This window comes from Comamonas squillarum, assembly GCF_025309455.1.
Taxonomy (GTDB): Bacteria; Pseudomonadota; Gammaproteobacteria; order Burkholderiales; family Burkholderiaceae_C; genus Comamonas; species Comamonas squillarum.
The window spans coordinates 4,288,329-4,302,546 of the sequence record NZ_CP104377.1; the positions used below are offsets into that span (position 1 = coordinate 4,288,329).

Below are 14,218 nucleotides of genomic sequence, written 5' to 3' on the forward strand. Positions count from 1 at the left end.
AAATCCAGGAGCCGGGTGCAGGGCTGTGCGCCTGTACCCGGCCCGGGCTCCAATCAGTAGCCCAGCTTGGCAGGTAGCCACAGTGCGAGTTGCGGGAAGGCGATGACCAGCACCATCACGCAGAACATCGCAAACAGCATCCAGCCGACCCAGCGCACGGTCGATTCCATGCGCACGCCGGCAATGCGGCAGCTGACCATCAGGTTGACCGCCAGCGGCGGAGTGAACTGGCCCAGCGCCACCTTCAGGGTCAGGATCACGCCAAACCAGACCGGGTCCCAGTGGTAGTGCTGCATGATGGGCATCAACAGCGGCACAAAGATCAGGAAGATGGAGATGCCGTCGAGGAACATGCCCACGGTGATCAGCATCAGGATCAGCAGGGCCATCACACCCCATTCGCCCAGGCCCGAGTTGACGATGGCGTTGGTGATCGGGTCGATCACGCCCAGGGTCGACAGCGAGAACGCGAAGATACCCGCGAGCGACACGACGATCAGGATCACGGCCGAGAGCTCACCAGCTTCGCGCAGGATCGGAAACAGATCGCGCACACCGATGGTGCGGTGCACGACCATGCCGACAAACAGGCCGTAGAACACCGCGACCACGGCCGCTTCGGTCGGCGTGAACCAGCCCATGCGCATGCCGCCCAGGATCAGCACCGGCGCGGCCAGGCCCCAGGCCGCTTCGCGCAGGCTCTTCCAGAATTCGGGGCGGGGCAGGCTCGCTTCCAGCGCGCCCATCTTGTGCTTGCGCGACATCCAGACCGCCGGCACGATCAGCGCCAGGCCCGCCAGAATGCCCGGTATCATGCCCGCGGCAAACAGCGCCGGCACCGAGGCACCGGGCACCAGCACCGAGTAGATGATGAAGGCCACCGACGGCGGGATCAGGATATCGGTGGCAGCTGCGGCCCCGACCACGCTGGCCGAAAAGCTGCCCGGGTAGCCGGCGCGGCTCATTGCGGCAATCATCACGCCGCCTACTGCTGCCGCATTGGCGGGGCCCGAGCCCGAGATGCCGCCCAGGAACATGGCCACGGCAATGGCCACCAGCGGCAGCATGCCCGGGCCGCGTCCAACGATGGCAATCGCAAAGTTGACCAGCCGCAGCGCCACGCCGGAGCGGTCGAAGATCGAGCCCACCAGAACGAACATCGGAATGGCCAGAAGCGGGTACTTGCCCAGGCCGGCGTAGAAGTTCTGCGGAATGGCCAGCAGGCCAAACCATTGCGCGTCGGCATTGGCCAGCGCAATGGCGACGGCGCCGGCCAGGCCCAGCGCAGCGCCAATGGGCACGCCCAGCAGCATCAGCGCGATAAAGCCGATAAAGAGCAGGGTGGCAATCATGCGTGCTCCTTGGAGGCAGCGTCGCTGTCTTCGGAGAACACATGGGCGAAGCTGGCCCGGCCCTGGCGCAGGAACAGGCCCAGTGCGCGCACGGTGATCAGCGCCGAGAACACCGGCAGCCAGATGGAGTACCACCACTGCGGCACGCCAATGCCCGGCGAGGTCTCTTCGTAGCGGTAGTCATCAACCACCACGCGGATGCTGAGCACGCAAATGAGTGCAAACAGCAGCGCCACCGTCAACGCGCCAAAGCGGGCAAAGGCCTTGCGCCGGCGCGCGTCGCCACGCTCGGCAAAGTACTCGATGCGGATATGCAGGTTGCGCGCCACCGCGGCCGAGCCAGCCACCATGGCCAGCAAGATCATCAGGAACACCGAGATCTCTTCGGTCCAGGCAAAGGAGCCGTCGGTGAAATAGCGCACGATGACGTTGGCAAAGGTGATGAGCGCCAACAGCGCCATGATCACGACCGTGAGCCAGTCCTCCAGCCACAGCCCTTTGGCGGGTGCGGGCTCGCTGGGGAGCGTGGTGGAAGGGGCAGCGCTGCTGCCGCCCGAAGCATGAGGGGAGGGTGATGCCATAACAACCGGTCGCGAGAGGGCTCGGCAGAGCCAAGGGTGAATGCGGAAAACACAAACCGCCTTGTGAGCGGACCATTGGTATCGGATAGATCGGTATCTGCGGCAGCGCCGCGCCTGGCGGGTGGGCCAGTGGGGCCCGATTATGGCCTTGAAAGAACGGCTTGCAAGCCATCCATTTCCCGGGGATGGCGCGCTGCAGTCGCCTGCGTTGCGGGCGCCGGCCTGGCATCGGGCCTGCCCACTTGCAGCGGACTGCCATTGGCGTGTGGATAATGCGCGGATGGAAACCAAGTGGCTTGAAGATTTTGTGAGTCTGGCGGAGACGCGTAGTTTCAGCCGGTCGGCGCAGTTGCGCCATGTCACCCAGCCGGCATTCTCTCGGCGGATTCAGGCGCTGGAGTCCTGGGCGGGGGCCGATCTGGTGGACCGCAGCTCCTACCCGACGCGGCTGACGCCCGCGGGCAAGACGCTGTACAACCAGGCCATCGAGATCCTGCAGGCGGTGCAGAGCACGCGCGCGATGCTGCGTGTGCACTCGTCCTCGGGCAAGGACATCATCGATTTTGCCGTTCCGCATACGCTGGCTTTTACCTTCTTCCCCACCTGGGTGTCGGGCCTGCGCAATGACTTTGGCCTGTTCAAGAGCCGCTTGATCGCGCTCAATGTGCACGATGCGGTGATGCGCCTGGTCGAGGGCGGCTGCGACCTGCTCATTGCCTACCACCATGAATCCCAGCCCATCCAGCTGGACCCGCAACGCTATGAAATGGTGAGCCTGGGCCGCGAGGTGATGGCGCCTTATTGCAAGCCCGGGCTCGATGGCCTGCCGCTTTTCCTGCTGCCCGGAGCGGCGGACGTGCCGCTGCCGTTTTTGGGCTACGCGCCGGGGGCCTACCTCAGCCGCGTCACGGACCTGGCCCTCAAGCAGGCGCCTGAGCCCGCGTATCTGGACCGCGTCTACGAGACCGACATGGCCGAAGGGCTCAAGGCCATGGCGATGGAAGGGCATGGTCTGGCCTTTTTGCCGCAGAGCGCGGCCAAGAAGGAGCTCAAGGCCAAGAAGCTCGTGCGTGCCGACTACCCCAGCTCAGCGCAGTGGGAAGTGGCAATGGATGTGCGCGCCTACCGGGAAAAGCCCCAGTCCAGCGATGCGGTCAAGACTGGCGCGCAGGCCCTGTGGGACTACCTCGTCTCCCGCAACGCCGCACATAATCCATGATGTCTATAAGAATATAGATAAATTGGATTTGCAGGGTAATTTCTAATATGCGGCTTAAATTTTCTGTGCAATGCTTGCGGATTGCTCGTGTTGCAGTTGGTTAGATGTACGCGATTTGTTCGAAAAAGGCTATGAATTGTTAGCAATTCATTGGTAATTTTCCGGATAATTGCACTGCTCAGTTTGCTGGCATTATCTGGACGGACTGCACAATACGTAGCGTGTCAGTTGTCGCTTTGGCGTCTGTTGAGGCCCATAGTCGACCACTTAATTGATTTATCTGGAGGTCTGATGATGAAGAAACATTTGCTGGCTTTTGCGGTCGCAGCGGTTGCTGCAGGTAGCGCGTTTGCGCAAGCGGGCGATACGCTGGCCAAGATCAAGTCGTCTGGCAGCATCACCCTGGGTGTGCGCGAGTCTTCGGGCCTGGGCTACACGCTGGGTAACGGCAAGTATGTTGGCTTCCACACCGAGATGGCTGAGCACATCGTAAGCGACCTGCAAAAGCAGCTGGGCCTGGCCAAGCTGGACATCAAGTACCAGCCCGTGACCTCGCAAAACCGCGTGCCGCTGGTGCAAAACGGTACCGTGGATCTGGAGTGCGGCTCCACCACCAATAACCAGTCGCGCCAAAAGGATGCTGCGTTCGCCTTCACCACCTACGTGGAAGAAGTGCGCATCGCTGTGAAGGCCAACTCCGGCATCACCGGCATCAAGGACCTCAACGGCAAGACCATCGTGACCACGACCGGTACCACGTCGGTGCAGACCCTGCGCAAGAACAAGCGCGCTGATGGCCTGACCTTCAAGGAAGTCATGGGCAAGGACCACGCGGACAGCTTCCTGATGCTGGAGTCTGGCCGCGCCGATGCCTTCATCATGGACGGCTCCATCCTGGCCGCCAACATCTCCAAGTCCAAGGCACCTGCTGACTACAAGGTCGTCGGCGAAGTGCTGTCGGTCGAGCCGATCGCCTGCATGCTGCGCAAGGACGACACCGCCTTCAAGAAGGCTGTGGACGACTCCATCGTGCGGCAGATCAAGGACGGCTCGCTCGAGAAGCTGTACGACAAGTGGTTCATGCAACCTATCCCTCCTAACAACGTGAAGGTGGGCCTGCCGCTGTCGGCTGCAACCAAGGATGCTTGGGCCAACCCGAACGACAAGCCCATGGAAGCCTACGAAGTCAAGTAAGCACACCATTTAGGTACCGCCCTTCCAGCCTGGGGTTTGGGGGGGCGTTTTTGTTGGTACTGGTTTCTGTCAGTTGCGACCAGGCACCAAACATTGCTACAAAGACAAAAAAAGAGGTAGTCCTATGAATTGGGATTGGCAAGTATTTTGTGAAGACACGATTGAGCGCCAGGTCGTGCAGGGCTGTTTCGGTAAAAACGGCGATGTCACGTATCTGGACTGGTTGTTGTCTGCGTGGGGATGGACTATCTCCGTTTCCTTGTGTGCGCTGGTGATCGCGCTGGTGGTGGGCTCCATCATCGGTACCTTGCGTACCCTGCCTGACCGGCCCTGGACGGTGCGTCTGGGCAATGCCTGGGTGGAGTTGTTCCGAAACATCCCCCTGCTGGTGCAAATTTTCCTGTGGTACCACGTCGTGCCCGCCATCTTCCCCGCACTCAAGCAAGTGCCTGGGTTCCTGCTGGTGGTGCTGGCGCTGGGCTTTTTCACCTCGGCGCGTATTGCCGAGCAGCTGCGTGCCGGTATCCTGGCGCTGCCCCGTGGCCAGCGTTATGCGGGTATGGCGCTGGGTTTCACGACCTTCCAGTACTACCGCTATGTGCTGCTGCCCATGGCCTACCGCATCATCATTCCGCCGCTCACCAGCGAGTCGATGAACATCTTCAAGAACTCGTCCGTGGCCTTTGCCGTGTCGGTGGCCGAGCTGACCTTGTTCGCGATGCAGGCGCAAGAGGAAACCTCTCGCGGCATCGAGGTCTACCTGGCGGTGACCGCGCTGTACATGATCTCGGCATTCGTGATCAACCGCATCATGGCCTTCATTGAAAAGAAGAGCCGTATCCCGGGCTTCATTGCCGCTGGCGGCTCCGGAGGTCACTGAGATGAATTTGAATCTTGATTTTTCGTTCTACAACTGGGACCTGATCCAGAACTTCATCATCAAGGGTCTGATGTTCAGCGTGATGCTGACCATCGTGGCTACCCTGGGTGGTATCTTCTTTGGCACCTTGCTGGCGCTGATGCGCCTGTCGGGCAAGAAGATCCTCGTGGTGCCGGCCACCATCTATGTCAACGGCATGCGTTCGGTGCCGCTGGTGATGGTGATTCTGTGGTTCTTCCTGCTGGTGCCTTTGCTGATCGGCAAGCCCATCGGGGCGGAGATGTCAGCGGTTATCACCTTCGTGGCGTTCGAGGCCGCGTACTTCTCCGAGATCATGCGCGCCGGTATCCAGTCCATTCCGCGTGGCCAGGTGTATGCCGGTCAGGCCGTGGGCATGACCTATGGCCAGAACATGCGTCTGGTGGTGCTGCCCCAGGCTTTCCGCAACATGCTGCCGGTGCTGCTGACGCAGACCATCATCTTGTTCCAGGATACGTCGCTGGTCTATGCCATTGGCGCCTACGACATGCTCAAGGGCTTTGAGGTGGCAGGCAAGAATTTCGGCCGTCCGGTCGAGGCCTATCTGGCCGCTGCTGTGCTGTACTTCATCATCTGCTTTACGCTGTCGTGGTTCGTCAAGCGTTTGCACAAGAAGATCGCCATCATTCGCTGATGCGGCAATACAAAGGATATCCAAATGATTGAAATGAAGAATGTCTCCAAGTGGTATGGCAGCTTCCAGGTGCTCAACGACTGCTCCACCAGCATCTCCAAAGGCGAAGTGGTGGTGGTCTGCGGTCCTTCGGGCTCGGGCAAGTCGACCTTGATCAAGACGATCAATGCGCTCGAACCCATCCAGAAGGGCGAGATCTGGGTCAACGGCACGGCCATCCACGATCCCAAGACCGACCTGCCCAAGCTGCGCAGCACCGTGGGCATGGTGTTCCAGCATTTCGAGCTGTTCCCCCACCTGTCGGTGACCGAGAACCTGACGATCGCGCAGATCAAGGTGCTGGGCCGCAGCGCCGACGATGCCAAGGCCCGGGGCCTGAAGATGCTCGACCGCGTGGGCCTGATGGCGCACAAGGACAAGTTCCCCGGCCAGCTCTCGGGCGGCCAGCAGCAGCGCGTGGCCATTGCCCGTGCGCTGTCGATGGACCCTTCGGTGATGCTGTTTGACGAGCCCACCTCGGCACTGGACCCTGAAATGGTTGGCGAAGTGCTGGACGTGATGATCGGCCTGGCCCACGAAGGCATGACCATGATGTGCGTGACGCACGAAATGGGCTTTGCCAAGAAGGTGGCCAGCCGCGTGATCTTCATGGACGTGGGCGGAAAGATCCTGGAGGACTGCTCCAAGGAAGACTTCTTCGGCAACCCCGATGCGCGCCAGCCCCGCACCAAGGACTTCCTGGGCAAGATCCTGCAGCACTGATTGCAGCGCAGCTCGCACCCAACCATGGCCGCTTATGCGGCCATTTTTTATCGGCAAAGTTAATGGGGGGAGGGGGCTGGCCTCCCGTGGACAGACGCATGCTGGGAGGCTTGGCGGTGAGCGCCGTGGCTCAGCAGCTGGTGGGAGGGCAGGGGCCGCAGAACGCGGCCCCCGAACGGTCAGTTGTCGAACTTGTCGCTGGGGAAGCGCAGCATGTCGGTGAGCAGGTAGGACATCGGCACGTTCAGTGCAAAGCTCTTGCCCGGCAGCGGCGACTCGAACCACTTCTTGTACAGGCGCGTGATTTCGTAGTTCTGCGACAGCACGCGCATCTCGGCGTCGAACACCTTCTTCATGCGCACGTCGGTGTCGCGCATCATCAGCGACAGCGGCTCGATCGACATCAGCTTGCCAATCAGCTTGACCTGCTCGGGCTTGTCTGACTGCGCGCGGTGGGCCGCCAGCAGGATGTCGTCCATCAGCCAGACATCGGCCGTGCCCGCTTGCACGGCCTTGAAGCAGGCGTCATGGGTGAGGCACTCGCTGTGCTGGATCTTGAGGCCATTGATGGCCACGCGGCGCTCGAGCACCTGCAGCGACGTGGTGCCCTTGGTGGTGATCACGCGCTTGCCCGAGAGGTCATCGACTTCGTTGATGCCGCTGTCAGACTTGACCAGCATGCGCACGCCAGCGATGTAATAGGGCAGGCTGAAGGACACATGCTTGCTCTCGCGCCGGTCCTTGGTGTTGGTGGTGTTGCTGCAATCGACATCAATGGCGCCGCTGGACAGGTCGGTAAAGCGGGTCTGGCCATTGATGGCGCGGTAATGGATATCGAGCTTGGCCAGGCCCATGCTCTGCTGGAGCTTGGCAATCAGCGCCTGGCAGATGTCGATGGCGTAGCCCACTGGTTTCTTGGTCTCGCCCATCTCGTAGGCAAAAGGCAGGCCGTCGGGGCGGTAGCCCACGGTGATGCGCTGTGCCTCCCGGATCTTGTCCCAGCTGTCGGGCAAAGGGGTCTGAGCCAGGCTGCTGCTGGCAAGGCACAGCAGCACAGCGCCGCGAAAAATATGGTTTAGCCACATGTTGCACAGTCCTTGATTAAGAATTCCTACAGCTGTCTATGATACGCATAGAGACTGTGTACTCTATGGGCACCTACCCTTAACATTGAGTTACCTTTATCCAATGCTCGGGGACTGTGATGACGCCGGCATGACCGGTGCGACAATGGCGGGATGAGCACCGCACCCTCTTCCATCAGCATCATCCGACCCGACGACTGGCACATCCATCTGCGCGATGACGCCGCCTTAGCCACCACCGTGGCCCATGCCGCGCGGCAATTTGCCCGTGCCATCGTCATGCCCAACCTCAAGCCCCCGGTCACGACCGCCGAGCTGGCCCAGGCCTACAAGGCGCGCATTGTGGCGGCCATCCCCCAGGGCCTGAAGTTCGAGCCGCTGATGACCCTGTACCTGACGGACAAACTCGCCCCCGAGGAGATCGTGCGCGCCAAGGCGGCCGGTGTCGTGGCCTGCAAGCTCTATCCCGCTGGTGCCACCACCAACAGCGACCATGGCGTGACCGATATCCGCAAGATCTACCCGACCCTGGAGGCGATGCAGCGCGAAGGCATGCTGCTCTTGGTGCACGGTGAGGTGACCGGCAGCGATGTGGACCTGTTCGACCGCGAGGCGGCCTTTATCGACCAGCACATGGTGCCGCTGCGCCGCGATTTCCCCGAACTGAAAATCGTGTTCGAGCACATCACCACGCGGGAGGCAGCCCAGTATGTGACCGAGAGCGACCGCTTTGTCGGCGCCACCATCACGCCCCAGCATCTGCTGTTCAACCGCAACGCGATCTTTACGGGTGGCATTCGACCGCACTACTACTGCCTGCCCGTGCTCAAGCGCGAGGAGCACCGCCTGGCGCTGGTGCAGGCGGCCACCAGCGGCAACCCCAAGTTCTTCCTGGGCACCGACAGCGCGCCGCATGCCGCCCAGCTCAAGGAACACGCCACCGGCTGCGCCGGCTGCTACAGCGCCCATGCCGCTATCGAGATGTATGCCGAGGCCTTTGACAAGGTCGGGGCGCTGGACAAGCTCGAAGGCTTTGCCAGCCTGCATGGCGCGGATTTCTACAACCTGCCGCGCAATACCGACCGCATCACGCTGGTGCGCGAGTCCTGGACCCCGCCCGAGTCCTACCCCTTTGGCCAGGCGGATTTGAAGCCGCTGCGCTCGGGTGAAGCGCTGCCCTGGAAGCTGGCCGACTGAGCGTTTTGATCATTTAATGCGTGGATAACCGCGAGGCCACTGCACGGGATCGGCCCGCGCCGGGCTGGTCCTCGCTGGACTGGCAGGCGCCCTGGCTGCAGCCCTACCGGGCGCTGGGCCTGCAGATCCGCGCGCTGGATGGTCAGGGCCTGGCCATGCCCGATCTGCTCAACCGCCTGGGCGATTGCGGCCGGCGCTTTGTGCCGCAGTCGGCGCTGCCTGCGAGCGAGGCCTATGAAAGCTTTATCGCCCGCAGCGGCTGCGTGCCCACCCGCGAACACATGCATGACGGGCTCAACGGCCTGGTCTGGCAGCGCTTTGCGCGCACCAAGGCACGGCTCAATGCCTTGCAGGCCCAGGCCATTGCGCAAGCGGGCGGCGTCGGGGCCAGCCGGGGACCCTTGCGTGATGCCTTGACCTTGTTCGATGAAAACGGCGCCGTGCTGCTGGCGCCCGCAGCGCTGTGGCAGGCGCTGCAGCAGCGCCAATGGCAGCGGCTCTTTGTCGAGCTGCGGCCACTGTGGCAGCAGGCGCAGCTCCTCGTCATCGGCCATGCGCTGCTGGAAAAGCTCATCAGCCCCAGAAAACCAATCACCGCGCATGTTTTTTGCCCCCCGCAGTCTTGGCCGATGGTGGACAATATCGACGCGGTCATCGCCGATTCTCTGGACGCTGCGCACCTGGCGGGCAAGCCCTTCGCGCCCTTGCCGGTGCTGGGCGTTCCGGGATGGTGCCAGGAAAACCAGCATGTTTCCTTCTACGATGACCCAGACGTATTTCGCTCGGCCCGACGGCCACAAATATCATAAGCACCCGCCGTCGCTATAAAGTGGAGGTAAGGTCTTGAATTCGCAAGACATTGCCCCCAGCTATCGAGCACTGTGTTCCCCTCCTTGGAGAATCGACCCCATGAAACGAATGTTCCTTTTTCTGGCGACCAACATCGCCGTGGTTGTGGTGCTGGGCATTGTTGCCAGCCTGCTCGGTGTCAACCGCTACCTGACTGCCAATGGCCTGAACCTCGGGGCGCTGCTCGGCTTTGCCTTCATCATGGGTTTTGGCGGCGCCATCATCTCCTTGCTCATGAGCAAGCCCATCGCCAAGATGAGCATGGGCGTCAAGATCATCAACCAGCCCCAAAGCGCTGACGAGGCCTGGATTGTCGAGACCGTGCGTCGCTTCTCCGACCAGGCCGGCATCCAGATGCCCGAGGTCGGTATCTATGAGGGCGAGGCCAACGCGTTTGCGACCGGCGCTTTCAAGAACTCGGCCCTGGTGGCCGTCTCGACCGGGCTGCTGCAAGGCATGACCCGTGAAGAGGTCGAGGCTGTCATCGGCCACGAGGTGGCCCACGTGGCCAATGGTGACATGGTCACCATGGCGCTGATCCAGGGCGTGATGAACACCTTTGTGGTCTTCCTCTCGCGCGTCATCGGCTATGCGGTCGATTCCTTTCTGCGCCGCAATGACGAGCAAAGCTCGGGCCCTGGCATTGGCTACATGATCACCACCATCGTGCTCGATATCGTCTTTGGCTTCCTGGCCGCCATCATCGTGGCCTGGTTCTCGCGCCAGCGCGAGTTCCGCGCCGATGCCGGTGCCGCCCGCCTGATGGGCCGTAAGCAGCCGATGATCAATGCGCTGCACCGCCTCGGTGGCATGCACCCTGGCACCTTGCCGCAAAGCATGCAGGCCATGGGCATCACCGGCGGCCTGGGCAAGCTGTTCAGCTCGCACCCACCGATCGAAGAGCGTGTGGCCGCGCTGCAAAACAACCCGGTGCAATAAGGCCCGGTTGGCCGCCTCACCAAAGCACTGCCTCGGCAGTGCTTTTTTTGTGGGCGATGGGCGGCTGGCCGGCGTTTCACTGGCATGGTTGAACCCGCTTTTACCGCTGATTTACGCGCCGCTCACCGGGCGTTAAGCTGGCGCGCCTTCAATGGAGTTCTTGCAATGACTGGAGATACACCATGTCGCACACTCCCAGCTCTAGAGACCCTCTGCAAAACTCCCTGCCGTGGTCTGAACGCGGTCTCGGGCGATCCGCTGCGTTGTCTTCCTTGTCAATAGCTACGGCTATTGACTGCAAAAGACGCCTTGCGTCTCATCCCGATCCGCGTCCATCCCGCTTGGCGAGGGTTTTGCAGCGCATCCCTAAGCGTTCGGCCGCTTTGTGTGCTGGCGCCCTGGCGGTCGCCACCTTGGTGACCGGCTGCGTTGTCGCACCGGCCGAGCCCTATGCCTATGGCAATAGCGGGGCCGTGGTCGTGTCCAGCGAAGCGCCACCGCCCCTGCGCTATGAGCCCGCCCCGGTTGCGGTGGCGCCGATCGCGACCCAGGTCTGGATTGGCGGCTTCTGGGACTGGAGCGGTGGCCGCTATGTCTGGCGTGAAGGCCGCTGGGCTGCGCCGCCTCACCATGGAGACCGCTGGGTGCCCCGCGAATGGGTGCGCGGCCCCCACGGCTGGCAAGCGCGGGGCGGGCACTGGGAACGCCGCTGAGGCGCTGGTGCCGCGTGGCTGGCCCCCGGTCTCCTGCCCCCTCTATCCCTTGCCTGCCTGAGTCCCGCTTGGGGCCTGGGCCGCTGCGCCGGTCAGCGCATCGTGTAGTTCAGCTGAAACATCAGTGCGGACTTGCCCAGCACATTGAGCTGGCCGCCCCAGTGTTCGTTGTAGTTCCAGCCCACCGCAGGGATGGCGGTGACGCCCCAGCCGTTCTTGTTGTTGAGCGGGATCTTGCGGTGGTAGGGGAAGCGGTAGCCGTGGATCACTCCGCCGGTCAGCTTGACAAACAGCTGCGGCGAGCTGGACAGCGGCTGGAACTGCCAGCCGTAATAGGCGTACTGGCTGGGCTGGCCAAAGGAATTGCTGAAATAGGCGAAGCCGGCCAGCTGGTGGTCGTCGAGCTTTTTCTCGGCATTGATCAGCCACACATATTTGTGCCGCTCGTCATCGGGCTCGAAATCACGTTGCTTCTTGGCGTTGGAGTAGTGGTAGGTATAGGGTGAATAGCCAACGCTCCAGCCCGACAGTGCAGATGGGTTGCTGGGGGTCTGGCTGTCATGGCTGGAGGCCCCGGCCATCGCGCAGCTCAAGCACAAGGCCGCGCCCAGGCAGGCGCTCAGCGCGGGGTGGATCGGTACGGACATGGGGCTCCCTCCTTCAGCAATATCGGCAGAACAATCCAGAATTCTAGGATGCGCTGAGAAAGGATAGCTGCGTTTGTAGCGTATAGGCCTCAACGAACCAAGATGCGGTTTGTTAAGTTGTTCTTAAGTGTTTTTGCCGGATTTTGGCGGAACCTGCGCTGGCCGCCGAGGTCGAAGACCGCCACGCCGACACGGCGCCGTAGCCATGCTCGAATCGCTACCAACGCCTTGAACACTACAGTGCGCCGCCCGAGCCGCGCGAGCCCGACGACGGCACGGCCAGCCCCAAAATGGCGCAGGCCACCGCCTCACCCACCTTGATGCCATCGACGCCGGCTGACAGAATGCCGCCCGCGTAGCTGGCGCCTTCCCCGGCCGGGTACAGGCCGCGTGTGTTGTCGCTCTGAAAATCGGCACCCCGGCCGATCTTCACGGGCGAGGAGGTGCGGGTCTCGACCCCCGTCAGGATGGCATCGCGCATGTCATAGCCGCGGATCTTCTTGCCAAAGGCGGGCAGGGCCTCGCGCATCGCCTCAATTGCGTAGGCCGGCAGGGCCTGGTGCAGGTCGCCCAGCGTGATGCCGGGTTTGTACGAGGGCTCTACGGTGCCAAAGGTAGTGGACGGCGTGCCTGCGACAAAATCGCCCACCAGCTGGCCGGGCGCGCTGTAGTTCTGGCCGCCCAGCAGATAGGCTTTGGACTCCAGCTGGCGCTGCAGCACGATGCCCGAGAGCGGATGGAAGGCGCCCGGCGCCTGCGTCTCCACGCCATAGGTCTTGCCGCCAAAGGCCCAGGCAAAGCTCTCGGCGTCCTGCGGGTAGTCTTCGGGGCTGATCGCGCAGACCATGCCAGCATTGGCATTGCGCTCGGCGCGCGAGTACTGGCTCATGCCATTGGTCACGACGCGCTCGGGCTCGCTGGTGGCGGCCACCACGGTGCCACCCGGGCACATGCAAAAGCTGTAGACGGCGCGGCCATTCTTGGCGTGGTGCACCAGCTTGTAGTCGGCCGCGCCCAAGAGCGGGTGGCCAGCATCCTTGCCCCAACGCGCGCGGTCGATGACGCTTTGCGGGTGCTCGATGCGAAAGCCCACCGAGAAGGGCTTGGCCTCCATCGCCACACCGCGCTCGTAGAACATCGCAAAGGTGTCGCGCGAGCTGTGGCCCAGTGCCATTACCGCGTGGCGCGTGGGCAGGGTGTAGCTATCGCCACTAACCTGATCCAGCACCTGCAGGCCTACCAGCTGGCGGTCATCGCCTTCGACCAGCACATCAGTGACCTTTTGCTCAAAGCGGATCTCACCGCCCAGGCGCACGATCTCCTCGCGGATGCCCTCGACCACCTTGACCAGCTTGAAGGTGCCGATGTGCGGGTGGGCGGTGAACAGGATCTCCGGCGGCGCGCCGTAGGTGACGAACTCCTGCATTACCTTGCGGCCCAGGTGGCGCGGGTCCTTGATCTGGCTGTAGAGCTTGCCGTCCGAGAAGGTGCCGGCGCCCCCTTCACCAAACTGCACATTCGATTCGGGCGTCAAGCGGCGCTTGCGCCACAGGCCCCAGGTGTCCTTGGTGCGCTGGCGCACGGTCTTGCCGCGCTCCAGCACGATGGGCTTGAAGCCCATCTGCGCCAGCACCAGCGCTGCAAAAATGCCGCAGGGCCCAAAGCCCACCACCACCGGGCGATCCTGCATATCGGCAGGCGCCTGGCCCACCGGGTGCCAGGACATGTCGGGCGTTGGGTTCACATGCGAGTCTGCCGCGAAGTGCGCGAGCAAGGCCGCTTCCTGCGCGGGATCTGCCAAGGCCACATCGACGATGTAGACGGCCAGCAGTTCGGACTTGCGCGCATCGAAGCTGCGCTTGTGCACCTGCAGCTGGGCAATGGCTGCGGGCTGCAGGCCCAGGCGCTGCGCTGCGAGCTGGGTGAGCGCCTCTTGGGGCGCGTATTCGGTGTGGTTGTCGGGGTGGTAAGGCACCGCCGAGAGGGGGAGTTTGAGTTCTGCGATCCGGATCATGGCTTGTACCTATCAAGCAAGGGCATGGATGGTAGCCGATATGGCCGCTGCAGCGCGGCCGGGCAGGGCGCATCCCCATGGCGCCCTAAGGTAAATAGCATAGCAAGGGTTCT

General features: G+C 62.5%; 14 protein-coding genes. 9 read left to right on the plus strand and 5 right to left on the minus strand.

From position 1 onward, the window contains the following. Positions 1-53: 53 nt before the first annotated feature. Together N4T19_RS19565 and N4T19_RS19570 are read right to left on the minus strand one after the other, a co-directional pair. On the minus strand, positions 54-1,352 hold the full coding sequence (locus N4T19_RS19565; protein WP_021026662.1) for a TRAP transporter large permease: 1,299 nt from the start codon (positions 1,350-1,352) through the stop codon (positions 54-56). Beyond that, positions 1,349-1,933 (minus strand): TRAP transporter small permease, encoded by a 585-nt coding sequence (locus N4T19_RS19570; RefSeq protein ID WP_116926609.1) that lies wholly within the window; start codon positions 1,931-1,933, stop codon positions 1,349-1,351. Before N4T19_RS19570 ends, N4T19_RS19565 begins: the two co-directional genes overlap by 4 nt. Before the next feature lie 280 nt (positions 1,934-2,213). On the opposite strand from N4T19_RS19570, the gene N4T19_RS19575 reads away from it, so the two are divergent. The 5 genes from N4T19_RS19575 (at position 2,214) to N4T19_RS19595 (ending at position 6,661) form a co-directional block, all read left to right on the plus strand. After that, positions 2,214-3,152: a LysR substrate-binding domain-containing protein gene (locus N4T19_RS19575; protein ID WP_116926608.1), complete on the plus strand. Its 939-nt coding sequence runs from the start codon at positions 2,214-2,216 to the stop codon at positions 3,150-3,152. 294 nt (positions 3,153-3,446) lie between these two features. After that, the gene (locus N4T19_RS19580) at positions 3,447-4,346 is read left to right on the plus strand and encodes an amino acid ABC transporter substrate-binding protein (RefSeq protein WP_116926607.1); all 900 of its coding nucleotides are present in this window, start codon (positions 3,447-3,449) and stop codon (positions 4,344-4,346) included. Between the two features lie 124 nt (positions 4,347-4,470). Further along, positions 4,471-5,226 carry an amino acid ABC transporter permease gene (locus N4T19_RS19585; protein WP_021026658.1) on the plus strand — a complete coding sequence of 252 codons (756 nt, stop codon included), beginning with the start codon at positions 4,471-4,473 and terminating at the stop codon, positions 5,224-5,226. A gap of 1 nt (position 5,227) precedes the next feature. Continuing rightward, on the plus strand, positions 5,228-5,899 hold the full coding sequence (locus N4T19_RS19590) for an amino acid ABC transporter permease (RefSeq protein WP_182344908.1): 672 nt from the start codon (positions 5,228-5,230) through the stop codon (positions 5,897-5,899). A gap of 24 nt (positions 5,900-5,923) precedes the next feature. Beyond that, complete coding sequence (locus N4T19_RS19595; RefSeq protein ID WP_021026656.1) at positions 5,924-6,661, plus strand: amino acid ABC transporter ATP-binding protein; 738 nt, start codon at positions 5,924-5,926, stop codon at positions 6,659-6,661. A gap of 179 nt (positions 6,662-6,840) precedes the next feature. Here N4T19_RS19595 and N4T19_RS19600 read toward each other — a convergent pair whose 3' ends face one another. Beyond that, entirely contained in the window at positions 6,841-7,746 is a 906-nt protein-coding gene (locus N4T19_RS19600; RefSeq protein ID WP_260718812.1) for an amino acid ABC transporter substrate-binding protein, read from the minus strand. 153 nt (positions 7,747-7,899) lie between these two features. On the opposite strand from N4T19_RS19600, the gene pyrC reads away from it, so the two are divergent. The 4 genes from pyrC (at position 7,900) to N4T19_RS19620 (ending at position 11,444) form a co-directional block, all read left to right on the plus strand. Next, complete coding sequence (gene pyrC, locus N4T19_RS19605; protein ID WP_260718813.1) at positions 7,900-8,943, plus strand: dihydroorotase; 1,044 nt, start codon at positions 7,900-7,902, stop codon at positions 8,941-8,943. Positions 8,944-8,963: 20 nt separating this feature from the next. Further along, on the plus strand, positions 8,964-9,752 hold the full coding sequence (locus tag N4T19_RS19610; RefSeq protein ID WP_260718814.1) for a DUF3025 domain-containing protein: 789 nt from the start codon (positions 8,964-8,966) through the stop codon (positions 9,750-9,752). Positions 9,753-9,852: 100 nt separating this feature from the next. Beyond that, entirely contained in the window at positions 9,853-10,731 is an 879-nt protein-coding gene (htpX, locus tag N4T19_RS19615) for a protease HtpX (RefSeq protein WP_116926604.1), read from the plus strand. Positions 10,732-11,084: 353 nt separating this feature from the next. Continuing rightward, positions 11,085-11,444: a hypothetical protein gene (locus tag N4T19_RS19620; protein WP_409935131.1), complete on the plus strand. Its 360-nt coding sequence runs from the start codon at positions 11,085-11,087 to the stop codon at positions 11,442-11,444. A gap of 92 nt (positions 11,445-11,536) precedes the next feature. Here N4T19_RS19620 and N4T19_RS19625 read toward each other — a convergent pair whose 3' ends face one another. Both N4T19_RS19625 and N4T19_RS19630 read right to left on the minus strand, forming a co-directional pair. Next, entirely contained in the window at positions 11,537-12,091 is a 555-nt protein-coding gene (locus tag N4T19_RS19625; protein WP_116926602.1) for a hypothetical protein, read from the minus strand. A 235-nt stretch (positions 12,092-12,326) separates the two neighbouring features. After that, a complete protein-coding gene (locus tag N4T19_RS19630) occupies positions 12,327-14,105 on the minus strand; it encodes an NAD(P)/FAD-dependent oxidoreductase (RefSeq protein WP_260718815.1) in 1,779 nt (592 codons plus the stop codon). Positions 14,106-14,218 lie beyond the last annotated feature (113 nt).

Coding starts and splice junctions, on each gene's coding strand:
- N4T19_RS19565 (WP_021026662.1), bottom strand. CDS start 1,352: ATGATTGCCACCCTGCTCTTTATCGGCTTTATCGCGCTGATGCTGCTG.
- N4T19_RS19570 (WP_116926609.1), bottom strand. CDS start 1,933: ATGGCATCACCCTCCCCTCATGCTTCGGGCGGCAGCAGCGCTGCCCCT.
- N4T19_RS19575 (WP_116926608.1), top strand. CDS start 2,214: ATGGAAACCAAGTGGCTTGAAGATTTTGTGAGTCTGGCGGAGACGCGT.
- N4T19_RS19580 (WP_116926607.1), top strand. CDS start 3,447: ATGAAGAAACATTTGCTGGCTTTTGCGGTCGCAGCGGTTGCTGCAGGT.
- N4T19_RS19585 (WP_021026658.1), top strand. CDS start 4,471: ATGAATTGGGATTGGCAAGTATTTTGTGAAGACACGATTGAGCGCCAG.
- N4T19_RS19590 (WP_182344908.1), top strand. CDS start 5,228: ATGAATTTGAATCTTGATTTTTCGTTCTACAACTGGGACCTGATCCAG.
- N4T19_RS19595 (WP_021026656.1), top strand. CDS start 5,924: ATGATTGAAATGAAGAATGTCTCCAAGTGGTATGGCAGCTTCCAGGTG.
- N4T19_RS19600 (WP_260718812.1), bottom strand. CDS start 7,746: ATGTGGCTAAACCATATTTTTCGCGGCGCTGTGCTGCTGTGCCTTGCC.
- pyrC (WP_260718813.1), top strand. CDS start 7,900: ATGAGCACCGCACCCTCTTCCATCAGCATCATCCGACCCGACGACTGG.
- htpX (WP_116926604.1), top strand. CDS start 9,853: ATGAAACGAATGTTCCTTTTTCTGGCGACCAACATCGCCGTGGTTGTG.
- N4T19_RS19625 (WP_116926602.1), bottom strand. CDS start 12,091: ATGTCCGTACCGATCCACCCCGCGCTGAGCGCCTGCCTGGGCGCGGCC.
- N4T19_RS19630 (WP_260718815.1), bottom strand. CDS start 14,105: ATGATCCGGATCGCAGAACTCAAACTCCCCCTCTCGGCGGTGCCTTAC.